Source organism: Acinetobacter modestus (assembly GCF_014636095.1).
Lineage (GTDB): Bacteria > Pseudomonadota > Gammaproteobacteria > Pseudomonadales > Moraxellaceae > Acinetobacter > Acinetobacter modestus.
Genome location: NZ_BMDV01000001.1, coordinates 267,980 through 291,971, shown reverse-complemented (window position 1 = coordinate 291,971; position 23,992 = coordinate 267,980). Strand labels below are relative to the sequence as shown.

The following is a 23,992-nucleotide window of genomic DNA, read 5'->3' as shown; positions in this document are numbered from 1 at the left end:
ATAAAATTAAAGCCAGTGGTTTGCACTGGCTTTGAAATTAGCTTAAAGCTAGAGGGGGATTAATCCTCATCATCAAATTCATCTTCAGAAAATGCATTATCATCTAAAGAGGTATCGAAAATTAAAATTGCTTTACCGTCAGTTTGAATCATGCCTTGATCTTCAAGTGTTTTTAAAACACGACCAACCATTTCACGTGAACAACCCACAATACGACCAATTTCTTGACGTGTAATACGAATCTGACGACCATTCGGTAGAATCATTGCCTCAGGCTGCGCAGATAAGTCAATTAAACAACGAGCAATACGACCAGATACATCGATAAATGCTAAGTCAGTGACTTTACGCGTTGTATTCTTCAGACGGCGAACAAGCTGAGCAAATACAGCATAACTCAGGTCAGGGTATTGCTTGCTGAGTTCGTGGAAATTTTCATATGAGATTTCTGCAATTTCGCAAACATCTCGAGTACGTACTTCTGCGGTACGTTGAGGGTTATTTTCAAACAGCCCCATTTCACCAAAGAAATCACCTGGATTGAGATATGCAACAACAATCTCACGCTCATCATCTTCACGTAATATGATTGACACTGAACCTTTTAATATTAAATACAGTGATTTTGATTCCGTTCCAGCGTCAACAATCGTGGTGCGTTTAGGGTATCTATTAATATGAGCACGTTTTAGCAATGCTTTAACTGATTCAGGTAATTGACCTGGAGACAAAGCATCAGTGCTAAGATGTGAAAAATTTGAAGTCATGCTTAAAATTTCCGAATTTGGATAAAACCGATCGCACAGGCCCCATGGAGCCTTTTCTACACAGAAGAGATGAAATTCCTTATCAACTCATTTTATGTTAGTGTACAAGAACTAGAGTAAATTTATAACGTTTTTCGGGTAGTTGCAATGCAAACAAGTGTACATTGGTTAGAGAATGTTGCTTTTGAAGCGAAATCAGAAAGTGGTCACAGTGTAGTGATGGATGGTTCTGCTGAGTATGGTGGTGAAAACCGTGGACCACGTCCTATGGAGTTGATTTTAATGGGACTTGGTGGGTGTGCTTCGTTTGATATTGTGACTATTTTAAAGAAATCACGCCAAGATGTGACCGATGTTGTATGCCAGTTAAAAGCGGAGAGAGCTGATTCTATTCCTGCAGTGTTTACAAAAATTCACTTACATTTCGTGGTAACAGGTAAAGCTGTTAAAGCTAAGCAAGTTGAAAAAGCAGTTGAGCTTTCAGCAGAAAAATATTGTTCTGCGAGCAAAATGTTGTCTGATGGTGGTGTAGAAATCACACATGACTTTGAAATTGTAGAAGCTGATTAATACTTAATTATTAAGTTTAACTAAAAAGTGATCGATTTGTTTAGATCACTTTTTTATCGACATAGTTTTTATTTTAGTAATAATTGTGGGTCTACCCGTGCATCATTTAAACTCATTCCCCAGTGTAAGTGTGGACCAGTTACTCGACCTGTATTTCCCACTAAACCTAAAAGTTCACCTTGAGTAATATGTTGTCCCTTTGAAACCTCAATTTTACTGAGATGGCAGAACATACTGATTAAACCTTGACCGTGATCAATCAAAACAGTCTTACCATTGAAAAAATAATCACCAGTTTGAACGACAATGCCATCTGCTGGCGCTACAACTTTTTGGCCAATTGGTGCTGGAATGTCTAGACCTGAATGTGGGGCGCGTTCTTCATTATTAAAAAAACGTTTGCGTCCAAATGAGTTACTAAACTTGCCTGCTGTTGGTGGAATAAAAGTTGGAAATTTAGTCCAATGGCTTTGACTGAAAGAATTATAAATCTCATTTTGTTCTTTTGCTTCCGAAGCATATCGATCAAGTTGATTTTGATTCGGATTAACATAGTCTTGGTTTTTTACATTGATGTGTTGTTCAGCATATTGATATGGCAGTATTTCAATCTGTATGGGCATAGCATTAGTTGTTAGGCTTAACGTTCCCAATGGGGTAGAAAGAGGAATTCCAAAAATAGCGTATCGTTGAGTGCCTTCTTGTGCAATTAGAATTGGTTTTTTCTCATAGAAAACTTGGGTAGTCGTTGATGGAATTGGAATAACGGCTATACCGCCTGCATGTCGTGAATTCTGTGGTAATTGAGCAATAACTATCTGAATAGGGAAAAGGCAAATACTAGCTATTACAATTCTTCTTAAATGCATAATGATCATTTTTAAACGAACTAAAGTCTTAAGTTAAAAGTTTCACCCTAAAATAACAATATGGATATTGTTTAAATCAGAATAGATAGAAAATTATACAAAATATACTTGAAATAGATTGTTTATATACCCATATTATTACTGAGTTTTATAAAGTTTAATTTATACAAAATATTGAAAAATATATAAATTTTATTTGAAATTTTAAAAAGTGTTCCCATCTTAGTGATAAGTTAAAAATTTGTTGTGAGGAATAACAAGAATGCGTTTTGAAAAATTTACGAACCGTTTACAGCAAGCTCTCTCAGATGCACAATCATTGGCAATGGGTAAAGACCATACTTCTATTGCGGGTATTCATATTTTATCGACTTTGCTAGAAGAGCCTGCCAATTTAAGTTTGTTGCAGCAATCAGGTGCACGCTTGCCAGAGTTGAAACAAAAGTTAGAACAAGCGATAAGAAATGCACCGACTTTATCAAATCCAACAGGAGATATTAATCTTAATCCTGAAGCAGTAAAGATCTTAAATTTAGCTGATCGTTATGCGCAAAAAGCAGGTGATGAATTCTTATCAACGGATTGGGTGTTGTTAAGTTTAGCGGAAACAGGTGAAACTAAAACTATATTAAATAGTGCTGGGGTAACACCAGATAGTTTACGCAAAGTAATTGAAAATATTCGAGGAAATGACAAAGTCATGAGCAATAATCATGAAGATCAACGCGATTCATTGAATAAATATACCATTGATTTAACAGAGCGTGCTTTGGCAGGCAAACTGGATCCTGTAATTGGTCGTGATGATGAAATACGTCGCACAATACAGGTTTTATCACGCCGAACTAAAAATAATCCAGTCTTGATTGGTGAACCTGGCGTGGGTAAAACGGCGATTGTTGAAGGTCTAGCGCAACGAATTATTAATGGTGAAGTTCCTGAAAGTCTGAAAAGTAAACGGGTATTGTCTTTGGATCTAGGTTCGTTGCTTGCAGGTGCTAAATATCGCGGTGAGTTCGAGGAACGTTTGAAAGCCGTTCTGAATGATCTTGCAAAACAAGAAGGTGAAGTCATTCTATTTATTGATGAATTACATACACTTGTAGGTGCAGGAAAAGGCGATGGCGCAATGGATGCAGGTAATATGTTGAAACCTGCTTTAGCACGTGGTGAGTTACGTTGTGTTGGAGCAACAACTTTAGATGAATATCGTCAATATATTGAGAAAGATGCGGCACTAGAACGTCGTTTCCAAAAAGTACTCGTTGATGAACCAAGTGTGGAAGATACCATTGCGATTTTGCGTGGTCTAAAAGAAAAATATGCAACGCATCATGGCGTGCAAATTTTAGACTCAGCAATTATTGCAGCTGCAAAAATGTCGCATCGTTATATCACGGACCGTCAATTGCCTGATAAAGCCATTGATTTAATTGATGAAGCTGCTTCACGTATCAAAATGGAGATCGATTCTAAACCTGAAGCTTTAGATAAACTTGATCGCCGTTTAATCCAATTGAAAATGCAATTAGAAGCAGTGAAGAAAGATGAGGACGCTGGTAGTAAAGCTGAAGTGAATCATCTTGAACAGCAAATTGCTGAAAAGCAAAAAGAATATAATGATCTAGAGGAAATTTGGAAAGCCGAGAAGACACTCGTTGAAGGTGATAAGAAAGCTCAAGTTGAATTGGATCAAGCACGTGTTGCTTTAGAAAAAGCAAAACGTGAAGGTGATTTGGCTGAAGCAGCACGCTTACAATATGGCGTGATTCCTGAGTTGCAAAAACGCTTGGATCAAGCGGAAGTCGCTGAGGAAAATGAAGAACCGAAGCTAATTCGTACCAAAGTGACTGAAAATGAAATTGCTGAAGTAGTGAGTGCGGCAACAGGCATTCCTGTGGCGAAAATGCTACAAGGTGAACGTGAAAAACTACTGAATATGGAAGAGTTTTTACATAACCGTGTAGTCGGGCAACATGAAGCTGTGGTTGCAGTTTCCAATGCAGTCCGTCGTTCACGTGCAGGTCTATCTGATCCGAATCGTCCGAGTGGATCATTCTTATTCCTTGGACCGACAGGTGTAGGTAAAACCGAGTTAACTAAAGCATTAGCAAACTTCTTGTTTGATAGTGATGATGCCATGATTCGTATCGATATGTCTGAATTTATGGAAAAGCATTCGGTCAGCCGTTTAGTGGGTGCTCCTCCGGGATATGTGGGTTATGAAGAAGGAGGGGTTTTAACAGAAGCTGTTCGTCGTAAGCCATATAGCGTAGTGTTATTTGACGAAGTGGAAAAAGCTCATCCAGATGTATTCAATATCCTGTTACAGGTATTGGATGATGGTCGCTTAACTGATTCTCAAGGTCGTGTTATCGATTTTAAAAATACGGTCATTGTGATGACATCTAACTTAGGCTCACAAGATGTACGTGAATTAGGTGAAGGTGCAACTGATGAGGAAGTTCGAACAGTGGTAATGAGTGCTGTAACTCAGCATTTCCGTCCAGAGTTCATTAACCGTATTGATGAATTAGTCATTTTCCATTCGTTGAAGAAAGCTCAAATTCGTGGTATCGCGGATATTCAATTGAATCGTTTACGTTCACGTCTGAGCGAACGAGATATGGCCTTAACTGTTGATGATAGTGCATTTGATCTATTGATTGAAGCTGGTTTTGATCCAATCTATGGCGCACGACCACTAAAACGTGCAATACAGCAACAAGTTGAAAATAACTTGGCTCAGAAAATCTTATCTGGTGAATTCCAGCCGGGAGATAATATTCTGATTAAAGGTGATAGTGGTCAGCTTGTGTTTGATAAAATTAAACTTAGCTAAATCTAATTTGAATGATTGGCTAAAAAGATGGTGATGAAAATCACCATCTTTTTTTATATCAGTGCAATTTATCTGATTTCCTAAGGAATATTACCAATGACATTGCGATTTTATGAAAAGCTTGGTAGTTTCGGAATAAATAAGAAAAAAATTCAGGATGAATTAAAATGGAGAATAAGCAGCATTATTACACGTATATTGGTGTAATTATGTTCTTGACGGCTTTACCATTAATTGGTTCGGCTGCACAACCGATGTCAGAGGGATCTTTAGCATTACAAACAGGTGCATTAAATAGATCCTTGCCTAATATTATTGAAAAAGCTCAACGAGATGCAATGAAGCCAGAGGAAGAACGTTGGCGTTCTCAACGCATATTGAGTGATCGTAATTTGCGTGAAATAAGGATTAGTATGCTTGCTGAAGGGGCTTTATCACCATATCAAGAGCAAAAGAAAACCTCTGTAATGGATGTGCGAGAGAAGAAGAAGGCAAATATGAAGCCTCATGATGAGGCTCCTGATACTTATATGATCTATGAATTTGACTCTCCTAACGTCAGAAAAACCAAAATAACCTATAGATAAATTAAATATTAATTTAGATTGGTTGGTGTTGGATTTTCCAAGCACGATGAATTTTCTGATTACGTTTAAAGTCTAGGCCTATCGTTTCAGAAGTAATTTCTTCAACTTGATAGATTGCTTCGATTTCTTCATCTAGCTCAAACCCACGATAGTTATTTGAGAAGTACAAAGTACCATCACTGGTTAAACGGTTCATTGCACGTTTAAGCAGAGAAACATGGTCGCGCTGTACATCAAATGTGCCATAAAACTTTTTTGAGTTAGAGAAAGTTGGAGGGTCAATGAAGATGAGATCGTATTGTTCATGGCCTTCTTTCAACCACTCAAAGCAATCGCTCGAAAAGAACATATGTTGTTCATCAGCATGATCTACCGTTAAACCATTCAATACAAAATTTTCTTTTGACCAATTCAAATAAGTATTTGATAGGTCGACACTCGTGGTACTTGCTGCACCGCCAAGTGCTGCATGTAAGCTAGCAGTTGAGGTATAGCTATAAAGATTAAGAAAGTGTTTGCCACGTGCTTCTTTGGCAATTCTTAGACGAATTTGACGATGATCTAAGAATAAACCAGTATCTAAATAGTCTGTTAAATTGACGAGAATTTTAGCTTTGCCTTCCTGCACAATAAAACGTTTAGACGCAGTGCTTTGTTTTTCATATTGATTTGTTCCCGTTTGCTTTGCACGGGTTTTGATGAAAATTGCATCACGATTTAAGCCTGTTACTGCACGAATGGCAGCTAAACCCAAATTAAAACGTTTTTTTGCTTTTTCAGGATCAATCGTTTTTGGTGGTGCGTATTCCTGAACATGCAAACGATCTCCATATAAATCTACGGCAATGTTAAAATCAGGTAAATCGGCATCATACAAACGTAAGCAAAAAATATTTTCTTTCACAGCCCATTTTTTTAAGGCTTGCATATTTTTTTGCAAACGATTGGTAAAGTCTTCCGCACCTTCAATTTTTTCAAATTGTTGAGGTTGCCATGTTGCTAAGAATGGTTGAACTACGGCTGCAGGTTTTACTGTGCCGAAACGGATATAAATTGGAAGTTTACCATTCATCAAACGTAAAGTTTGAGGTTCGGTGATGGCTAGTACATCTGCTTGTTCAATTTGTGCTGCAATCACGGCAACAGGCTGATTTGGAAAATTCTTCTGTAATAATCCTGATAAACCTAAATAGAATGATCGACTAGAGGCTTTATCACCTAAACGTTCCCCATAAGGAGGGTTGGTAACAATAAAGGCTTTTTTACCTTCAGCATGGAAATCATCCCAATCTGCTAAAGTCCGCTCTTCAATTTGAATTTGATCAAGTATTTTTTCAAAACCTGCTGCAATGATGTTTTGGCGAGTGGCTTTAACCGCTTCCCAATCCGCATCGTAGGCATAAAACTTAGGTAGAGGTTGCTCTAAAGCCTTTGCATGACGTTCTGCTGCTTCTGCTTTAAGTGATAACCACAATTCACGATCATGTCCATGCCAACCATTGAAGCCAAAGCGACGTACTAAGCCTGGTGCACGATCAGTTAAAATCATTAATGATTCAATAATGAATGTTCCTGAACCACACATTGGGTCAAGAATTAAATCAGGTTGTAGTTGTTGTAATTGTGCTTTTTGTAATATTGCTGCTGCAAGATTTTCTTTGATAGGTGCATCCGTCATAAAGTGACGGTAGCCACGTTTATGTAAAGAATCACCTGATAAATCTAGGCAGTAAGTATGCTCGGTTTTACCAGCTAGTACATAAAGTGTAATTTCGGGCTGTTTAATATCAATACTTGGGCGTTTACCAACCGCCTCCATAAATGAATCAACTACACCATCTTTAACTCGTAGTGTAGCAAACTGTGTATTGACTTTAATTTCGCGTTCTACATGTAGACGAATAGCAAAGGTACTTTGTGGTGCAAAAACAAGAGACCAATCAAAGCTAATCGCACCCTCGTAGAGTTCTTCTGCAACATCACGTGCGTCATGTGTGAATTCAAGTTCATGGGTATGAATTGGTAACAACACACGAGAGGCTAAACGAGACCACATACAAACGCGATAGGCATTCTCAAGCGTGCCTTTAAATATTAAACGTCCAGCAAAACGTTGGATATTTTGAATGCCTAAATTCTCAAGTTCTTGTTGTAATAAGGTTTCAAGCCCGTCAGCACAGGTCACCCAATAGTCTGTTAGACGTGGTTTAGCGTTCATTCAAATTTCCAAAACATTTTTAGCAATCGACTATTTTAACTGATTTTGGAAGAGAAATACGGTTTTTCTTTTGGTGTTTAGCCTTAGTATATTCCATAGATTAATTCTAATTTGTGGTCTAAGGCATATTGTGAAGCTCTTTGGGTTAGTAATACTGTATTACTTATTTAGATTGAATCACTTCTTTGCTTTAAATTTTCAGCATATGATTTTTTACTTATCAGATAAGTTCACCATGTCATAAAATAATTTTTATTTGTTTTTAATGGTTGGTACATATTTTGCTTTTCTAAAACTGAATTATCAAGAAACACTTCTCCCAACGATGTGAGGACGTTATGAAAGCAAATATGAACCATGAACTTGTACTAAATGCCGAAGCCTTTTCTGTTGCAACTCAAATGTACGTGCGATTAAGACGAGTGTCTGGTCGAGTTATTGATGTTATGTATTTAGTCCACGATAAAGATTATGCAAAGTATGTCGTAGAAATCGCATTAGCAACTGAAGATACAGAGTTAGAACGTTATGCTGCACGCTTAGGTTCTTTAATTGATTTATACCCTGAGCCAATTTTAGCCCTAGATGAAGCTAAAGATAATTCAATCAATACGATTATTGATGATTTGGATACATATTCCTCAGAAGTAACTGATGAGGAAATTTACAAAGCGCAAGTTGCTCATCACTATATTGGTGCATTACGTTAATTCATTATGTTGCAACTCCCTAATTAATTGCAACATAATGGTGAAAAGTTGTTCTGCGAAAGTAGAGAAATTGGGCTACACTATGCAAGTTTTGGTGATTCGACCTATAGGAATCTTTTATGCATATTGCAGCCCTGCATCAACCAAGTCAGGTTCAATTGAATCAACAAGGAAATTTAAAGCACTTCTTAACCATTGAAGGTCTTTCTAAAGAAAGCCTGACCAAGATTTTAGATACCGCACAAAGTTTTTTAGATGATAATAATAATTTGATTAACCGTCCGTTATTAGAAGGGCTGACGGTGATGAATCTTTTCTTCGAAAACTCTACTCGAACTCGCACTACATTTGAGGCAGCTGCAAAACGTTTGTCTGCAAATGTTCTGAATATCGATATTGCACGTTCAAGTACCTCTAAAGGCGAAACCTTACGTGATACGCTTTGGAATTTAGAAGCGATGGCTGCGGATATTTTCGTAGTTCGTCATTCATCTTCTGGGGCAGCACATTTTATTGCCAAAGATGTTTGTCCTAAAGTTGCAATTATCAATGCAGGAGATGGACGCCACGCGCATCCGACTCAAGCAATGCTCGATATGTTGACCATTCGCCGTGAAACTAAAAAGCCATTTGAAGCGCTCAGTGTTGCCATTATTGGTGATATTAAGCATTCACGTGTAGCACGTTCCAATGTGGCTGCTTTACAAACATTAGGTTGCAAAGATATTCGCGTGATTGCACCAAATACGCTGTTACCAGTTGGTTTTAATGAATATGGCGAAAATGTACGCCTGTTTAATAAAATGGATGCAGGCGTGACAGACTGTGATGTGATTATTGCATTGCGAATTCAAAATGAGCGTATTGATTCACCTGCATTATCTTCACAATCTGAATTCTACAAAATGTATGGTCTAAACAAAGAACGCTTGGCGCTCGCTAAACCTGATTGTATCGTTATGCATCCTGGTCCAATGAACCGTGGTGTTGAAATTGATTCAAGCGTTGCCGATGGAGATCAATCTGTCATTTTGAAGCAAGTCACTAATGGGATTGCGGTTCGTATGGCAGTGTTGGCACTTGCGATGCAAGGGCAGTTACAAGAACAAGGTTTAATTGAAGCGATCGCACTTTAAAGGATAGATCACATGAGTATTGTAAAAATTGAAAATGTCCGTGTGCTCGATCCAATTCAAAAAACTGATCAAGTTCAAACGGTTTATATTAAGAATGGTAAATTGGTTGATAGCGCAGATCCAGTTGATGAAACGATTGACGGTCAAGGTAAATGGTTAATGCCAACCATGGTTGACTTGTGCGCACGCTTACGTGAGCCAGGGCAACAACAACATGGGACATTAAAGTCAGAAGGTAAAGCTGCGCGTGCGAATGGTATTTTGCATGTTATTACTCCACCAGACTCAAAGCCAATCGTACAAGATAATGGCGCACTCATTCATGGTCTGATTGAAAAGGCACAATTAGATGGTGGTATTTATCTACATATTATTGGTGCACAAACTCAAGGTTTGAATGGGAAGCAGCCGGCTAATATGGCAGGTTTAAAGAAAGGTGGTTGTACTGCTGTTTCTAATGCCAATGCAGCATTTGAAAATGATGATGTTGTAATTCGTACTCTTGAGTATGCTGCTGGTTTGGATTTGACCGTTGTCTTTTATGCCGAAGAGCCACAGCTTGCAAAAGATGGTTGTGCACACGAAGGTTTTATCGCTTCTCGTCAAGGTTTACCAATGATTCCTGCGATTGCGGAAACAGTTGCAATTGCTAAATACCTTTTGATGATTGAAGCAACAGGCGTGAAAGCACATTTTGGTTTATTGTCTTGCGGTGCGTCAGTTGATTTGATTCGCGCAGCTAAAGCCAAAGGTTTGCCAGTCACTGCGGATGTTGCGATGCACCAATTACATTTGACTGAACAACTCACTGAGGGTTTTAACTCACTTGCGCATGTTCGTCCACCATTACGTTCTGAGCAAGATAAAACATTGTTACGTCAAGGTGTGAAAGAAGGCGTGATAGATGCAATTTGTACTCATCATGAACCATTAAGTAGCTCAGCGAAAATGGCGCCTTTTGCAGAAACGCAACCGGGAATAACGGCTTTTGATACTTATGTAGCTTTGGGTGTGCAACTGATTCAAGAAAGTCTGTTTGAACCATTAGAATGGGTTGAAAAAGTGACTTCAATTCCCGCGCAAGTTGCAAATATGACTGAACGTTGGCAGCAAGAAGCAGGTTGGGTGTTGGTTGATCCAGAACTAGAGTGGGTAGTATCAAAAGAGACAATTTTATCTCAAGGTAAAAATACACCTTTACTAGGCCAGACCTTGAAAGGTAAAGCGCTACAGACATTCATCTAAACTTTGTTTCTGAGCAGAATAGATTTTGTGATTTATTCTGCTTAACTTTTTAGTAAGTTAATTCATTATTAGAAATTTTCCGTAAATAATTTAATAATGGATTGCTTTGCTTGTATATAGGTCGAATAAAAATGAGAATTACATTTATTGGTGCAGGTCGCGTTGCTTATCATTTAGCAAAAGTACTACATCCTGATCACCAGATTGTACAAGTTTTTAGTCGTGATTTAGAAAAAGCAAATCGTTTAGCATCTTTAGTTGAAGCCACTGGGATTAATCATTTTGATCAATTAAACCCCAATACTGATCTCGTTATTATTGCTATATCAGATCAATCCATACCTGATGTTATTCAGAAAATTAATCATTATTTACAGCAAGCATTAATTGTTCATACCTCAGGAAGTACCAGTTTAGAGGTGCTTTCAACAGTACATGAGAGATCTGGCGTATTTTATCCCTTACAAACTTTTAGTCATGAGCGTGCGATTGATTGGGCAGAAACACCTATGTTTGTCGAGGCAGTTCGGTACAATGACTTGGAGTTGCTCGCTTCATTAGCGCATAGTTTGACTCCGAAGGTTTATCAATATAGTTCTCAACAACGCCAGACATTACACATGGCTGCTGTTTTTGCATGTAATTTTAGTAACTATTGTTATGATCTTTCTAAACAAATTGTTGATGAGCAACAGGTTGATTTTTCTTTACTTTATCCATTGATTCTAGAAACTGCTCAAAAAGCAACGATCAATAATCCTAAAGAAATGCAAACAGGTCCTGCAATGCGTGGTGATGAAAATATTTTAAAAATGCATCAACAATTATTAGAAAAGAATTCAGGAAGCGATCTTGTTGATGTTTATAAACTTTTAAGTAAAAGTATTATGAAACGACATTTACACGGAAAATAATGATAGGGAAACCATTTCATTTTATTTGTGATGGACAAAATTTGAATGATTTTTAATATCAAGAGATGTTAGAACATCATGTATTTGTATTCTAGAAAATAGATCGATTATTTGTAAATATATTGAGCTGATACAATTTTTTAAATATCAGCTTAGAAAGAATGTAAGTGTGCCTTAAGCTTAATCAATTTTTCTGTTTAAAACGATGTTTACATTTGAGGCAAAGATAGTCTTGGAAAATATTCTTGTCGATCGCCACACCTGCTTTTTTTCCAAAAATATTACCCACGATTCCTCCAGTAATTCCGACACTAATTGCACCTACAAATGTTCCAATAGTCCCACCCACAATTACGCCTAATGGGCCTGCTACAGTACCAATCGTGGCACCAACTGATGCACCTGTTGCAGCTCCACCCACTGTTCCAGCAGTAGTTCCAGCCGCAGTCATTAGAACTCCGCCTGTTGTTTTTAGTAATTTGTTATGATCACGTACTTCGATTTCTGTAGAACCACATTTGGGGCATTGCAGTATTTTTTCCATAAAACCAACCTATCTTCATCATTGAGTTAAATCATTACAGTGAATAGCACTCATTGTTTATGAAATGATAATTTATTAATGGTATATAAAAATTATCTATCTCTCATTTTAGCTAAATATGAGTAAAAAATATTTATAGATCATGTAAATAGAAGAGCTTAAATTTGATCAGAATTGATTCTATAAAGTGAGTTCGATAATAACGGTTTTAGAGATATAGTTTTTATCGTCTATGGACACCAGAGAGCATTCAGTTTTTTTGTTCTTCTAAGATTTAAAAATTAATATAAGTAAGCCAATAAGAGATAAATAGCATTAAATAAATAATATTTAATGCTATTTGTATTTGAAATTTTAAGAGTCACTACTTAATTTTTTTAAAAATAAAGTCATTGATCTTGTGACCAGATTCAAGTCCGCGACGCTCAAATTTGGTTACTGGACGCCATTCGGGGCGAGGGTAACTATTACCTTTACCAGCTAAATTTTCCATGTCTGGACGATTATCTAAAATATCAAGCATCCATTCTGCGTATGGCTCCCAATCAGTAGCAGCATGGAAGGTACCTCCAAGCTCTAACTTCTGTTCAACCAGTTGCATACGTTCATGAATGACAAAGCGGCGTTTAAAGTGGCGCTTCTTCTGCCATGGATCTGGGAAGTACAATTGCACACAGTTAATGCTGTTGTCAGGCATTTCACGTAATACTTGAATCGCATCTGCATCAAGTACAAATAAGTTTTTCAAGCCAGCCATACCAGCTTCATACACGCATTGTGCAATTCCTGGTACATGTACTTCGATTCCGACAAAATTACGTTCAGGGTTGGCTTTTGCCATGAGTACCAAAGAACGCCCCATACCAAAGCCAATTTCAACAGTTAAAGGTCGTTCAGGGTGTTCAAAGTGTTGACGTAAATCACCAACGGGGTATTCCAAAATTAAATCACGATAATCTTCTAAAGCAGTCCGTTGTGATGTATTAAGCGGAGCTGAACGACGCATAAACGTCACAATTTCACGGTGCTCAGGCAAATTGTCGAGTTCCGTAATTTGCGTTTCTAACTGATCGTTTGACATGATTCTGGAGATATAAATATAGAAATGCCGTATTTTAAGTGTTCATCAGGTCAAGTCAAATCTTTAAATGATTTTATTTGATCATTTGTTTTTCCAAACGATCAAAAACTTGTAAAAAAATATTCATGTTGTTGTCACAGAGATTGAATAGCCTAATGTCGATTTAAACATTAAGTAAAAATTTATGAAAAATTTTAAATTCCATTCGATTGCAATTTGTTTAGGCTTATTGGGGGCTTCTTCGGTATTTTCTGTGGCACATGCCCAGTTGATGTTTAGCCAATATATTGATGGTAGTAATAATAAAAAAGGATTAGAAATTTATAATCCAGATCAAACAGCCGTTAATTTAGCTGATTATGAGATTCAACAGTTTAATAATGGTGGTACATCTAAGCCATTTGTCTATCCTTTAGTCGGAAACCTTGCGAGTAAGGGACGCTTTTTAGTTGGCCATACTGCCTTACAAACTGAGTTAGGGGATAAGGTCAATCAAGTCGCTGCACTTTCGTTTAATGGTGATGATGCCATTTTATTGGTCTATAAAGGCAAAGTGGTAGATCGTTTTGGAAGATTGGGTGAGCAACCTGCTTCTGTTGGCTGGGGCACAACAACAATTAGTAAAGCGAATAGTTTTACTCGCTTGCAAACGGTAAATCCTGTCACTGAGGTTGATCCTAAAACCATATTTGATCTTGATAATTCTTGGCGTGCATGGAAGGATCGGAATGATTTTTCAAATCTAACAGGCTCAACAACACCTCCTATTACTGAAATAGTCAGTTGCTCAAGTACGGAAACCCCGATTGCAGATTTAAATAATAAAGCAACTCAAGGGCAAAACTATACGCTCCGTGGTGTGATCACTGCTGATTATCGTTATGAAAATGGTTTCTCTGGTTTTTATATTCAAACTGTTGATAGCAAAGCTAAACCAAACGTGAGTAATGCGATTTTTGTTTATATTCCAGCGAGTAGCTCTGTTAAAGGCGGGCAAGTTGGGGATGAAGTGATCTTACGAGGACGTTTGACTGCATATCAAAACCAATTACAGATTGATCAGTTACAGCAAGATATTTTGACTTGTAATAGCAATATGGCAAATCAGGTACAGCCAAAAAGTGTTGATTTACCGTTTAATAGTTTGACTGACTTAACTGCAAATTCACCGCAACTTTATCAAGGGATGTTGGTAAAACTACCACAAACTTTAACCATCAGTGAAAATTATAACTATGGTCGCTTTGGTGAGCTGTCACTGAGTAAGGAGCGATTATTTATTCCAACAAACTTATATCCACCTTTATCTGCTGAGGCAAAAGCATTAGCACAGAAAAACTTATTATCGAAGATTATTTTAGATGATGGTTATAACAATCAAAACAGAACGCCTTGGTTGCCGCAGAGCTTCAGTGCAACAAATAGTTTGCGCTCTGGTGATCAACTTAAGAACATTGAAGGGATTTTGGAATATCGTTTTAATGGTTGGCGCATTCAGCCTATTCAGGGGCGTAATCTCCCAGAATTGGTCACTAAAACACCATCAAGACCAAATGTCGCCACTAAAGATACGCGGTTGATTCGTGCAGCAGCATTTAATGTCTTAAATTATGACAATGGCAAAACTGGATTTCCTACTGAGCGTGGCGCATCTAGTCAATCTGAATTTGATAAACAGCATTTGAAAATTATTAAAGCTTTAAAATCAATTGATGCTGATGTATACGGTTTGATGGAAATTGCAAACAATGGCTATGATAAAAATAGTGCAATTGCATATTTAACCCAAGCTTTAGGCGCTGATTGGAAATATGTAGTTCCTGAAAATCAGGATCGTTTAGGAACAGATGTGATTGCTGTTGCCATTATTTATAACAGCAAACGTGTAAAACCTGTGAACAAGCCAGTTGTACTTGATTTAGGTGATAAGAATAGATCGACGATTGCTCAAACTTTCCAACCGATTTCTGGAAAGCAAATGTTCACGATAATTCCTAATCACTTGAAATCTAAAGGATGTACAGGTGTTGATACGAATACAACAGATGCTGATCAAAAAGATGGGCAGGGTTGTTGGAACCCAACACGTGTGAAAGCTGTTGAACAACTCGTTCAATGGATGGCAAAAAATCCGACTCAGGTAGAAAAGCCAAACATCTTAGTTTTGGGGGATATGAATAGTTATGCCAAAGAAGATCCGATTCAGGTGTTTGAAAAGGCAAATTACAAAGTTCTATTAAATGACAAAGTTGTAGGGCAAGGTGAGCAGGCTTATAGCTATGTATTTGGTGTATCAAGTAATGCGGAAGGCTATGGGGGCGCAGGCAATTTAGATCACGCAATTGCAGATGCAAATTTATATAGTAAAGTAAAAAAAGCATTTACTTGGCATATCAATGCAGATGAACCAACAGTCTTAGATTACAACGAAGAATATAAAACCGATGCACAAAAAGCATTATTTTTCTCAGAAGATGCTTATCGCTCTTCAGATCATGATCCTGTAATTGTTGATCTTGATATGAGTGATGCCGAGAATAAACCTTCACCGTCAAATACTTCATCGGGGAGTTTTGGATGGTTATCGATCTTAGGTCTTTTGGGTCTTGCAAGTTTTTCCAAGCGCTCAAGAAAAGATCAAGTGTGATCTATGCAAAAAGAGGAGGATAGAAGTAATCTATTCTCCTCAAAAAAATGATCTATTTGAGCAGGATATATACGATGATAATAAAAAGTTGACATAAGACTACTTGCAAAATCATGTAATTTCACTAATAGTCAGATCATTCAGTATTTTTTACTTTTTTTGACAAATTTGTGGAAACACATTTTGCAAATTAACGTAAAGCATTTTAGAACATAAGAGTTAGATAACAAGGATCAATTATGAAGTTGTATTATTCACCTGGTGCTTGCTCATTGGCAGCACATATTATTTTAAATGAAATAAATGTAGATTTTGATTTAGAACGCGTTGATCTAAAAACACATAAAACCTCGAAAGGGGTAGATTATTATGAAATTAACCCAAAAGGTTATGTTCCAGCTTTAGAGATTAATCCTGGTTTAATCTTAACTGAGAACGTTGCAATTTTACCGTTTCTGGCACAACACGATCCTAAACAGGATTTAATCCCACCATCGGGCATGGGGCGTGCCAAAGTCCTTGAATGGTTAGGTTATTTAAATTCTGAGTTACATGATGCTTATGCAGTTTTCTTTAGTGGTAAGTTAACTGATGATGAAAAAACCAAAGCGTATGCTGAAGTAGATCGTTTACTGAAATATATCGACAATTATTTAGCTGAATCAGAATATGATTATTTAGTGGATGATAATTTTGGTCCAGCAGATGCGTATTTATTTGTACTTACAAATTGGTCAAATCATATTGAACACGATTTAACACCATATATTCATATTATCGCTTTGCGTAATAAAGTAGCTGAACGTCAGTCGGTACAAATTGCAATGCGTGATGAAGGATTACTCGGTTAGTTTTCTTTGCATTAAAAAAAGCCTCTGTGATCAGAGGCTTTTTTATAATCAACAGATTATTGTTGAGCTTTTTCTTTTACATCAGCAGCGCCGTTTTCAACTGCACCAGCAACTTTAGCAGTTGCATCACGTGCAGCGGCTTCAGTTTTTGCAGCAGCTTCAGCAGTTGCAGTCGCAGTATGATCAGCAGCAGCATCAATTTGATCAGCAGCAGTATCTACCGCAGTAGCAACATTGCTCGCTGCAGAATCAGCAGCATTTTTCACATCAGCACTCGCTTGATCAGCGGCATGTTCTAAGTGTTCGCCAGTAGTTGCCCCAGTTTCAGGCGCTTTATCTTTATTACAGCCTACAAGTGCAACAGTAGCAGCGAGACCTAATGCAACAAGTAATTTATTCATTTTCATGTTTCCTTTTCTTTGTGGCATCCAATAGGTATGGATAGCGAAAATATAAACATAAACTGTATGAATAATAAAGTTGAAAATTTGTTGATAACTTGTAAAAACACGCACTTACATTTTTGAAATGTAAATGCGTGCACATGTTTTTAGATTATTTTAAACACCAGAACGAATCATATAATCAAAAGCTGATAGAGAGGCTTTGGCACCTTCACCTGTCGCAATAATGATTTGCTTGTACGGTACGGTGGTACAGTCACCTGCAGCAAATACACCTTTGACATTGGTTTCATTTCGATCATTGATCACAATCTCACCACGATTGCTGAGTTCAACCGCACTGTTCTTCAAGAAATCCGTGTTTGGCAATAAACCAATCTGCACAAAGATTCCTGCAAGTTCAACTGTATGTTCAACATCAGTCGCTCGATCTTTGTATTTCAATGCGGTTACTTGTGAACCATCTCCCACAACTTCAGTACTGAGCGCATTCAAAATCACAGTGGTATTCGGCAAGCTGTTTAACTTGTCTTGCAACACTTGATCTGCACGAAGCTTGGTATCAAACTCAACCAACGTCACATGCTCAACAATCCCTGCAAGGTCAATCGCTGCTTCTACACCAGAGTTACCACCACCAATCACCGCAACACGTTTGCCTTTGAATAATGGGCCATCACAGTGTGGGCAGTACGCCACACCACGGGTACGGTATTCTGCTTCACCCGGTACATTCATTTCTCTCCAACGTGCGCCTGTTGAAAGAATAATGGTTTTAGATTCAAGCTTAGCCCCATTTTCTAATTCAACTTCAACCAGACCATTGGCTGTCTGATCTGCACCTGTGATCTTGCTGACACGTTGCAAATTCATGATGTCCACACCGTACTCACGTACATGGGCTTCCATATCTTGAGCAAACTTCGGACCTACGGTTTTTTGAACCGTCGTGAAGTTCTCAATATCCATGGTATCCATGACCTGACCACCAAAACGTTCAGCGACGATACCTGTTTTAATACCTTTACGCGCTGCGTAGATCGCTGCTGTACCACCTGCAGGACCGCCACCAATCACCAATACATCAAAAGCATCTTTGGCATTGAGTGCTGCGGCATCTTTCTCAGCTGAGTTGGTATCTAACTTCGCCACGATTTCTTCCAAAGTCATACGACCTTGTCCAATATGTTCATTGTCTTGAAACACCATCGGTACAGCTAAGATTTTGCGTTCTTCGACTTCTTCTTGAAAGAAACCACCATCAATCATGGTCGCAGTTGCATTTGGATTGTAGATTGCAATCAAGTTAAGTGCTTGAACCACATCTGGACAGTTATGACAGCTTAAAGATACAAACACATCAAAGTTTGATTTTAAGTTTAAACCTTTGATTTGAGTGAGTACTTCATCAGACACTTTAGGTGCATAACCAGATACTTGTAATAATGCCAAGATCAAAGAAGTAAACTCATGTCCCATTGGTAAGCCAGCAAAGAACACACGTGGTTGTTCACCTGCTTTAGCCACACCGAAACTAGGACGGCGAGCATTTGAACCGTCAAAACGCGCCGTAACTTGGTCAGAAAGTTCAGCAATTTCAGTCACGAGTTCTTTGATTTTTGCAGCTTTGTCGGATTCATCTAAAGCAGCAACCAACTCGATTGGACTTTCTAAACGTTCTAAGTAAGCTTTTAATTGCGTTTTAATATTTTGATCTAACATGTATTTCTCCAAATTCTAAGCAGTTCAAATCAGCTAAATTCATTCAATGAAGCTATAGTACGCAAAATATATAAATAGATAAAACAGTATGTTTTTATAAATTTAATCGGATTTTTGAATTTTAAAGTATATTTGTGGAACTTTTGTGCGTACATGAGCATAAAAATTTGAATCAAATCGAACTTGTTATATAACTGCAATTATTTCATGGCATATATAAGGAAGCAGCAAATGGTATTACAACGTGGCATTTATCAACACTACAAGGGTCAAATTTATCAGGTATTTAATGTTGCTCGACATAGCGAAACTGAGGAACAACTTGTTGTATATCAATGTTTATATGGTGATTATTCAATGTGGGTGCGTCCATTATCAATGTTTGTTGAAACAGTTGAACTTGAAGATGGGCAAGTTATTCCACGTTTTAAATTAATACAAGCGACTTAAATTTGAACTTTTGCTTTTGAGCATTACGGAGACAAGACATGACGAGCACCGTTTTTCTACAACGTATTGCTGATTTATATGATGAATTTAAGCAACATGATGCTCGGCAGTCTGATCGTTTAAGACGTTACCGAAATATTGAAGCAGAATCTGCTAAGTTACTTGGGATGTTAGTACGTACTCAGCAATCAAAGCAGATTCTAGAAATTGGAACATCGACTGGATATTCAACCTTATGGTTGGCTGAAGCTGCAAAATCGGTCGGAGGTAAAGTTCAAACCCTAGAGATCAATGCTTTCCGAAGTGCTCAAGCCAAGAAATATGCTGAAGAATTTGGATTAGAGAGTTTTATTGATTTTTGGGTGGGCGATGCCTCAGATTATTTGGCACAAGCGACTGAATCCTATGATCTAATTTTGTTAGATGCAGAGCGTGGCTGCTATGTGAGTTACTGGAATGATTTAAAACGTCTATTGCAGTTCTCGGGTAATACTTTGATCGTTGATAATATGATTTCGCATGCTGCTGAGGTCAAAGATTTTCTTGAGTTGATTAAAGCAGATGAAAATTATATGAGCACTATTTTACCTGTAGGTGCAGGTTTATGTCTGGTTGTCTTGAAGTAGATACCTCTGATCTTGATGTTTTGAGCGATAGCTCTGCGGACTACAACCTAATACTTTGTTAAATGCACGGGTAAAGTTGGCAGGGTTCGAATAGCCTAATTCGTAAGCAATATGGGTGATGGTAAAATTTGAATTTTCTAATAAATCAATTGCTCGCTCAGTACTAATTTTTTGTTTCAAAGCTTGAAATTCAACGCCTTGTTGCTGCAAATAACGTTGTAAAGTTTTTGTAGAAATATTTAGAACTTTAGCGCATTCAGTTAATGTTGGAATCTGATTGGCTTGTCTTAACATCATGCTGACCCATTCAACAATTTCACCTTGATGATAAATCTTCTGAATCTGTTCCTGACAACGTTGTTCAACCACTTTTAGGCTATGAGCATCCGCCAAAGGTAAGGGTAGTGCCAGCTGTTGTTGATCAATCACAACGCGTATACCTGATATCCATGTGTAATTAAAATGAAAATTTGCTTTAACGAGATGTATATAGCGTTCAGCATAAACAGGCTCGGGTATACTTAAATAAATTTGGTAACGTTGTAATTGTTGTCCTGCAAGTTCTAATAAGCTGTAATAAAATCCAACGGCAATTGCTTCAATATGAAATGCTAAACATTGCTTATTCATTTGCAAGATTGGTTCAAGTAATAACTCAACCTTATGTTGATTAGTTGGAAATTGAATCGATAGCTTAAAGCTCGGCATAATTAGCCGAAAATATTGTGCAATTAATCTTAATGCATGTTCTAAATTTGGACTGGTCATTAATGCATATCCAACCAAACTATGCGAACTCAGTTTTAGATTTTTACCGAGTTCAAAAGCCAAATCTTCTGTATTTGGTAGGCTCAGGCCAAGTGCAATAAATTGTTCAATTTGTTGAATTGATAAAAGCTCAGTTTTAGAAAGTTCGTTATGAAATGCGTTTAATACCTCATTATCATATTGATGAGTACCAATTAGAATTTCGATCAACCGCAAATAATAACGAGATGGGATAACAGGGATTTGCTGTTTTTGCACAATAAAAATCCAATAAAGTCTTAAAATGATAATATCAAGTCTTAAAATGATAATATAGAGTGACTGCAAAAGAACACAATCAATTCAAGCAAAACATTTTGTGTTTGATTGAGGAGTTTCTAATGAATATGCATACTCAACTGGATGTAGAGCAAGCAACAACAACTTTTAAAGATAAAAAACGTCATTTGTGGTTATTGGGTTTGGCAGTACCGACTATTGCAATGAGTGGTTTAGCGGGTTATCAATTTGGACCGAAAAAAACCAAAAAATTCTTTGCCTCTTTTGGTCCATTATTTATTCATGGTGTTATTCCTGCATTGGATAAGTTAATTGGTGAGGACACAGAAAATCCACCACTTGATGCGATTGCAGACTTAGAAGCAGATCCATATTACGCACGAATTGTTAAACTTTTTATTCCATTGCAATATGCGACCAATATTTACGGCACTTATTTGGCAAGTCGTAAAGGTACATCACTTGCAGATCAAGCGTTATTGGGTACGTTGGTGGGGATGGTGAATGGTATTGCCATCAATACGGCGCATGAATTGAGCCATAAAAGTGGTCGTCTCGAACATTATTTATCACATTTGGCATTAGCTCCATCGGGCTATAATCACTTCCGTATTGAGCATCCATATGGTCATCACCGCCGTGTTGCAACACCAGAAGATCCAGCATCATCTCGACTTGGTGAAACTTTCTGGAAATTTTTACCTCGTACAGTGATTGGTAGTTTTAAATCGGCGATCGAAATTGAGAAAAATCGTTTAGAGCGAAAAAAGTTGCCATTCTTCTGTAAAGAGAATGAATTGATTCATGGTTGGGCGATGTCTGCTGTATACCATGCTGCTATGTTTAGCAAATTTGGAGTGCGTTCAGTACCGTTCCAAGTGACACAGGCTGCTTATGCGATTACTTTGTTTGAATCAGTAAATTATATTGAGCATTATGGTTTAAAACGTGAAAAGAAAGCCAATGGTCAATATGAGCGTACTTTACCTGAGCATAGTTGGAACAATAACAATGTAGTGACTAACTTGTTCTTGTATCAATTACAGCGTCACTCAGATCATCATGCAAATCCAACACGTAGCTTCCAAACTTTACGTCATTTTGAAGATGCACCACAGTTACCAGCGGGCTATGGAGCGATGATTTTACCAGCCTTTATTCCTTCATGGTGGTCAAAAATTATGGATGATCGAGTAGTAGAGCATTACAAAGGCAATATGGAGAAAATTAATATTCATCCTGACGCAAAAGAAAAAATATTAGAGAGGTACGCTGAACAAGTTGAAGTCGAAGCTGCTTAATAAATTTAAATAAAAAACCAGCCTTAATATAGGCTGGTTTTTTATTTATGAGGCTAAAAGATAAAGTCGTTTAAAATGAAGATCAAACTCAAGGTATTTATGGACAAAAGCAGTCTTGTCGGTTGTGCGTAGCAAATTGTCATACACAAATTCTGGAACAGGGTGATAAAGCTCGGCTGTGCCATTGCTGTAAAAAATTTTTAAATAGCGTGAAGAAATATCATATTTCCAAGAGGTTACAACAACAGTTTTTTCCATATATTTGCCCCCATTTTAGTTTGATCATTTAGTACATACAAAAAACTCTTTATGTTTCATAATTTGACATTACTCCATGTAATGCAGGCTGACAATTGATAAATGAATTTCATTATAAATTTATAAGTATAAGAATTGTAAAAAATTTACTATTGAATTGAGATCGACGTATCTTAAAAAGTGACCAAATGACAAATAAAAAGAAACCACTCTTTTTAGAGTGGTTTCTTTTCAACATTGTTAAATCTAAAAATTAGATTTTACCAACGAGGTCGATCGATGGAGCAAGAGTTGCTTCACCTTCTTTCCATTTAGCAGGGCAAACTTCACCTGGGTGGCTTGCTACGAATTGAGCAGCTTTAAGCTTACGTAAAGTTTCTGAAACATCACGTGCAATTGCATTGTCATGAATTTCAGCAGTTTTAATTACGCCTTCAGGGTTGATGATGAACGTACCACGTAAAGCTAAACCAGCTTCTTCGATATGCACATCAAAAGCACGTGTTAATTGATGTGTAGGATCGCCAACTAATGGGAATTGAGCTTTACCTACAGCAGGAGAAGTTTCGTGCCATACTTTATGAGAGAAATGAGTATCAGTTGTTACGATATAAACTTCTGCACCAGCTTTTTTGAATTCTTCGTAGTTCTCAGCAGCATCTTCAACTTCAGTAGGACAGTTGAAAGTAAATGCAGCAGGCATAAAAATAAGAACAGACCATTTGCCTTTAAGATCAGCGTCAGTTACTTGAATGAATTCACCGTTACGGAATGCATCAGCTTTAAATGGTTTAACTTCAGTATTAATTAAGCTCATCATTGTCTCCATGATTGAGGTTTTATTGAGAGGCTAATGCCTTACTTGTTTACGAGGTCAAGAATAAATAATTTTTAGTTATTGGGGAAATAGTATTTTTACATGACTAAAATCGGAAAATTGAATAAATCAATATAAAACGATTTTCACCCTAAGATATAAGCCTATTTGACTCCAACAAGATGAAGTAAATATGACGAATACCTAAAACTAATTTGCATAACAACATGCAGTCGATAGTATTAAAATTCAAGGGTAAAATTGAAAAAATCTAAAAAATATAGAGAAAACCAAGATATAGATTTAAGCACACGATAACTGTAATGCGATGTTTTTATCGAGCTGAGAGCTTATATTGTTTGTTTTCTGAGCTTGTGTTAAATATT

22 protein-coding genes are annotated in these 23,992 nt (G+C 37.3%); 12 read left to right on the top strand and 10 right to left on the bottom strand.

Going from position 1 to position 23,992, the window contains the following annotated elements; genetic code table 11:
- Positions 1–59: 59 nt before the first annotated feature.
- Positions 60–767, bottom strand: coding sequence for a cAMP-activated global transcriptional regulator CRP (crp, locus tag IEV17_RS01440; RefSeq protein WP_004662603.1), 708 nt, complete (start codon positions 765–767; stop codon positions 60–62).
- A 147-nt stretch (positions 768–914) separates the two neighbouring features.
- On the opposite strand from crp, the gene IEV17_RS01435 reads away from it, so the two are divergent.
- Positions 915–1,337 (top strand): OsmC family protein, encoded by a 423-nt coding sequence (locus IEV17_RS01435; RefSeq protein ID WP_004662601.1) that lies wholly within the window; start codon positions 915–917, stop codon positions 1,335–1,337.
- A gap of 68 nt (positions 1,338–1,405) precedes the next feature.
- On the opposite strand, the gene IEV17_RS01430 is transcribed toward IEV17_RS01435, so the two are convergent.
- A complete protein-coding gene (locus IEV17_RS01430) occupies positions 1,406–2,206 on the bottom strand; it encodes a peptidoglycan DD-metalloendopeptidase family protein (RefSeq protein WP_034601476.1) in 801 nt (266 codons plus the stop codon).
- Positions 2,207–2,468: 262 nt separating this feature from the next.
- Here IEV17_RS01430 and clpB point away from each other — a divergent pair, with 262 nt between their 5' ends.
- Both clpB and IEV17_RS01420 read left to right on the top strand, forming a co-directional pair.
- A complete protein-coding gene (clpB, locus tag IEV17_RS01425; protein WP_004662597.1) occupies positions 2,469–5,048 on the top strand; it encodes an ATP-dependent chaperone ClpB in 2,580 nt (859 codons plus the stop codon).
- A 167-nt stretch (positions 5,049–5,215) separates the two neighbouring features.
- Positions 5,216–5,635, top strand: a complete 420-nt coding sequence (locus tag IEV17_RS01420) for a hypothetical protein (RefSeq protein WP_004662595.1) — start codon at positions 5,216–5,218, stop codon at positions 5,633–5,635.
- A 13-nt stretch (positions 5,636–5,648) separates the two neighbouring features.
- On the opposite strand, the gene rlmKL is transcribed toward IEV17_RS01420, so the two are convergent.
- Positions 5,649–7,853, bottom strand: a complete 2,205-nt coding sequence (gene rlmKL, locus IEV17_RS01415; RefSeq protein WP_004662594.1) for a bifunctional 23S rRNA (guanine(2069)-N(7))-methyltransferase RlmK/23S rRNA (guanine(2445)-N(2))-methyltransferase RlmL — start codon at positions 7,851–7,853, stop codon at positions 5,649–5,651.
- 338 nt (positions 7,854–8,191) lie between these two features.
- On the opposite strand from rlmKL, the gene IEV17_RS01410 reads away from it, so the two are divergent.
- The 4 genes from IEV17_RS01410 to IEV17_RS01395 all read left to right on the top strand — a co-directional run bounded on the left by IEV17_RS01410 (position 8,192) and on the right by IEV17_RS01395 (position 11,858).
- The gene (locus IEV17_RS01410; RefSeq protein WP_004662592.1) at positions 8,192–8,563 is read left to right on the top strand and encodes a hypothetical protein; all 372 of its coding nucleotides are present in this window, start codon (positions 8,192–8,194) and stop codon (positions 8,561–8,563) included.
- 119 nt (positions 8,564–8,682) lie between these two features.
- Positions 8,683–9,699 (top strand): aspartate carbamoyltransferase catalytic subunit, encoded by a 1,017-nt coding sequence (locus IEV17_RS01405; RefSeq protein WP_004662590.1) that lies wholly within the window; start codon positions 8,683–8,685, stop codon positions 9,697–9,699.
- 12 nt (positions 9,700–9,711) lie between these two features.
- Positions 9,712–10,944: a dihydroorotase gene (locus IEV17_RS01400; RefSeq protein WP_004662589.1), complete on the top strand. Its 1,233-nt coding sequence runs from the start codon at positions 9,712–9,714 to the stop codon at positions 10,942–10,944.
- Positions 10,945–11,075: 131 nt separating this feature from the next.
- Complete coding sequence (locus IEV17_RS01395) at positions 11,076–11,858, top strand: Rossmann-like and DUF2520 domain-containing protein (protein WP_004662587.1); 783 nt, start codon at positions 11,076–11,078, stop codon at positions 11,856–11,858.
- Between the two features lie 184 nt (positions 11,859–12,042).
- On the opposite strand, the gene IEV17_RS01390 is transcribed toward IEV17_RS01395, so the two are convergent.
- Together IEV17_RS01390 and trmB are read right to left on the bottom strand one after the other, a co-directional pair.
- Positions 12,043–12,402: a PTS sugar transporter subunit IIABC family protein gene (locus tag IEV17_RS01390; protein WP_004662586.1), complete on the bottom strand. Its 360-nt coding sequence runs from the start codon at positions 12,400–12,402 to the stop codon at positions 12,043–12,045.
- Between the two features lie 364 nt (positions 12,403–12,766).
- The gene (trmB, locus tag IEV17_RS01385) at positions 12,767–13,483 is read right to left on the bottom strand and encodes a tRNA (guanosine(46)-N7)-methyltransferase TrmB (protein WP_004662584.1); all 717 of its coding nucleotides are present in this window, start codon (positions 13,481–13,483) and stop codon (positions 12,767–12,769) included.
- A 184-nt stretch (positions 13,484–13,667) separates the two neighbouring features.
- On the opposite strand from trmB, the gene IEV17_RS01380 reads away from it, so the two are divergent.
- Together IEV17_RS01380 and IEV17_RS01375 are read left to right on the top strand one after the other, a co-directional pair.
- Entirely contained in the window at positions 13,668–16,130 is a 2,463-nt protein-coding gene (locus IEV17_RS01380) for an ExeM/NucH family extracellular endonuclease (RefSeq protein ID WP_004662581.1), read from the top strand.
- A gap of 239 nt (positions 16,131–16,369) precedes the next feature.
- Positions 16,370–16,981, top strand: a complete 612-nt coding sequence (locus tag IEV17_RS01375) for a glutathione binding-like protein (protein WP_004662579.1) — start codon at positions 16,370–16,372, stop codon at positions 16,979–16,981.
- A 56-nt stretch (positions 16,982–17,037) separates the two neighbouring features.
- Here IEV17_RS01375 and IEV17_RS01370 read toward each other — a convergent pair whose 3' ends face one another.
- The gene (locus IEV17_RS01370; RefSeq protein ID WP_004662578.1) at positions 17,038–17,382 is read right to left on the bottom strand and encodes a hypothetical protein; all 345 of its coding nucleotides are present in this window, start codon (positions 17,380–17,382) and stop codon (positions 17,038–17,040) included.
- 159 nt (positions 17,383–17,541) lie between these two features.
- Positions 17,542–19,107, bottom strand: a complete 1,566-nt coding sequence (gene ahpF, locus IEV17_RS01365) for an alkyl hydroperoxide reductase subunit F (RefSeq protein WP_004662576.1) — start codon at positions 19,105–19,107, stop codon at positions 17,542–17,544.
- Positions 19,108–19,338: 231 nt separating this feature from the next.
- On the opposite strand from ahpF, the gene IEV17_RS01360 reads away from it, so the two are divergent.
- Together IEV17_RS01360 and IEV17_RS01355 are read left to right on the top strand one after the other, a co-directional pair.
- Positions 19,339–19,557 (top strand): DUF1653 domain-containing protein, encoded by a 219-nt coding sequence (locus tag IEV17_RS01360; RefSeq protein ID WP_004662574.1) that lies wholly within the window; start codon positions 19,339–19,341, stop codon positions 19,555–19,557.
- A gap of 38 nt (positions 19,558–19,595) precedes the next feature.
- A complete protein-coding gene (locus IEV17_RS01355; protein ID WP_004662573.1) occupies positions 19,596–20,183 on the top strand; it encodes an O-methyltransferase in 588 nt (195 codons plus the stop codon).
- Here IEV17_RS01355 and IEV17_RS01350 read toward each other — a convergent pair.
- The gene (locus IEV17_RS01350; RefSeq protein WP_004662570.1) at positions 20,160–21,209 is read right to left on the bottom strand and encodes an AraC family transcriptional regulator; all 1,050 of its coding nucleotides are present in this window, start codon (positions 21,207–21,209) and stop codon (positions 20,160–20,162) included. The genes IEV17_RS01355 and IEV17_RS01350 overlap by 24 nt on opposite strands.
- Positions 21,210–21,331: 122 nt before the next feature.
- On the opposite strand from IEV17_RS01350, the gene IEV17_RS01345 reads away from it, so the two are divergent.
- Complete coding sequence (locus tag IEV17_RS01345) at positions 21,332–22,531, top strand: alkane 1-monooxygenase (RefSeq protein WP_004662568.1); 1,200 nt, start codon at positions 21,332–21,334, stop codon at positions 22,529–22,531.
- A 45-nt stretch (positions 22,532–22,576) separates the two neighbouring features.
- Here the strand turns inward: IEV17_RS01345 and IEV17_RS01340 are convergent, their stop codons facing one another.
- Positions 22,577–22,789: a KTSC domain-containing protein gene (locus tag IEV17_RS01340; protein WP_004662566.1), complete on the bottom strand. Its 213-nt coding sequence runs from the start codon at positions 22,787–22,789 to the stop codon at positions 22,577–22,579.
- A gap of 253 nt (positions 22,790–23,042) precedes the next feature.
- Positions 23,043–23,606 carry an alkyl hydroperoxide reductase subunit C gene (gene ahpC, locus IEV17_RS01335; protein ID WP_004662563.1) on the bottom strand — a complete coding sequence of 188 codons (564 nt, stop codon included), beginning with the start codon at positions 23,604–23,606 and terminating at the stop codon, positions 23,043–23,045.
- Positions 23,607–23,992 lie beyond the last annotated feature (386 nt).

Coding starts and splice junctions, on each gene's coding strand:
- IEV17_RS01400 (WP_004662589.1), top strand. CDS start 9,712: ATGAGTATTGTAAAAATTGAAAATGTCCGTGTGCTCGATCCAATTCAA.
- IEV17_RS01420 (WP_004662595.1), top strand. CDS start 5,216: ATGGAGAATAAGCAGCATTATTACACGTATATTGGTGTAATTATGTTC.
- IEV17_RS01405 (WP_004662590.1), top strand. CDS start 8,683: ATGCATATTGCAGCCCTGCATCAACCAAGTCAGGTTCAATTGAATCAA.
- ahpC (WP_004662563.1), bottom strand. CDS start 23,606: ATGAGCTTAATTAATACTGAAGTTAAACCATTTAAAGCTGATGCATTC.
- clpB (WP_004662597.1), top strand. CDS start 2,469: ATGCGTTTTGAAAAATTTACGAACCGTTTACAGCAAGCTCTCTCAGAT.
- crp (WP_004662603.1), bottom strand. CDS start 767: ATGACTTCAAATTTTTCACATCTTAGCACTGATGCTTTGTCTCCAGGT.
- IEV17_RS01355 (WP_004662573.1), top strand. CDS start 19,596: ATGACGAGCACCGTTTTTCTACAACGTATTGCTGATTTATATGATGAA.
- IEV17_RS01410 (WP_004662592.1), top strand. CDS start 8,192: ATGAAAGCAAATATGAACCATGAACTTGTACTAAATGCCGAAGCCTTT.
- IEV17_RS01360 (WP_004662574.1), top strand. CDS start 19,339: ATGGTATTACAACGTGGCATTTATCAACACTACAAGGGTCAAATTTAT.
- IEV17_RS01435 (WP_004662601.1), top strand. CDS start 915: ATGCAAACAAGTGTACATTGGTTAGAGAATGTTGCTTTTGAAGCGAAA.
- IEV17_RS01380 (WP_004662581.1), top strand. CDS start 13,668: ATGAAAAATTTTAAATTCCATTCGATTGCAATTTGTTTAGGCTTATTG.
- ahpF (WP_004662576.1), bottom strand. CDS start 19,107: ATGTTAGATCAAAATATTAAAACGCAATTAAAAGCTTACTTAGAACGT.
- IEV17_RS01395 (WP_004662587.1), top strand. CDS start 11,076: ATGAGAATTACATTTATTGGTGCAGGTCGCGTTGCTTATCATTTAGCA.
- IEV17_RS01340 (WP_004662566.1), bottom strand. CDS start 22,789: ATGGAAAAAACTGTTGTTGTAACCTCTTGGAAATATGATATTTCTTCA.
- IEV17_RS01345 (WP_004662568.1), top strand. CDS start 21,332: ATGAATATGCATACTCAACTGGATGTAGAGCAAGCAACAACAACTTTT.
- trmB (WP_004662584.1), bottom strand. CDS start 13,483: ATGTCAAACGATCAGTTAGAAACGCAAATTACGGAACTCGACAATTTG.
- IEV17_RS01370 (WP_004662578.1), bottom strand. CDS start 17,382: ATGAATAAATTACTTGTTGCATTAGGTCTCGCTGCTACTGTTGCACTT.
- IEV17_RS01390 (WP_004662586.1), bottom strand. CDS start 12,402: ATGGAAAAAATACTGCAATGCCCCAAATGTGGTTCTACAGAAATCGAA.
- rlmKL (WP_004662594.1), bottom strand. CDS start 7,853: ATGAACGCTAAACCACGTCTAACAGACTATTGGGTGACCTGTGCTGAC.
- IEV17_RS01375 (WP_004662579.1), top strand. CDS start 16,370: ATGAAGTTGTATTATTCACCTGGTGCTTGCTCATTGGCAGCACATATT.
- IEV17_RS01430 (WP_034601476.1), bottom strand. CDS start 2,206: ATGCATTTAAGAAGAATTGTAATAGCTAGTATTTGCCTTTTCCCTATT.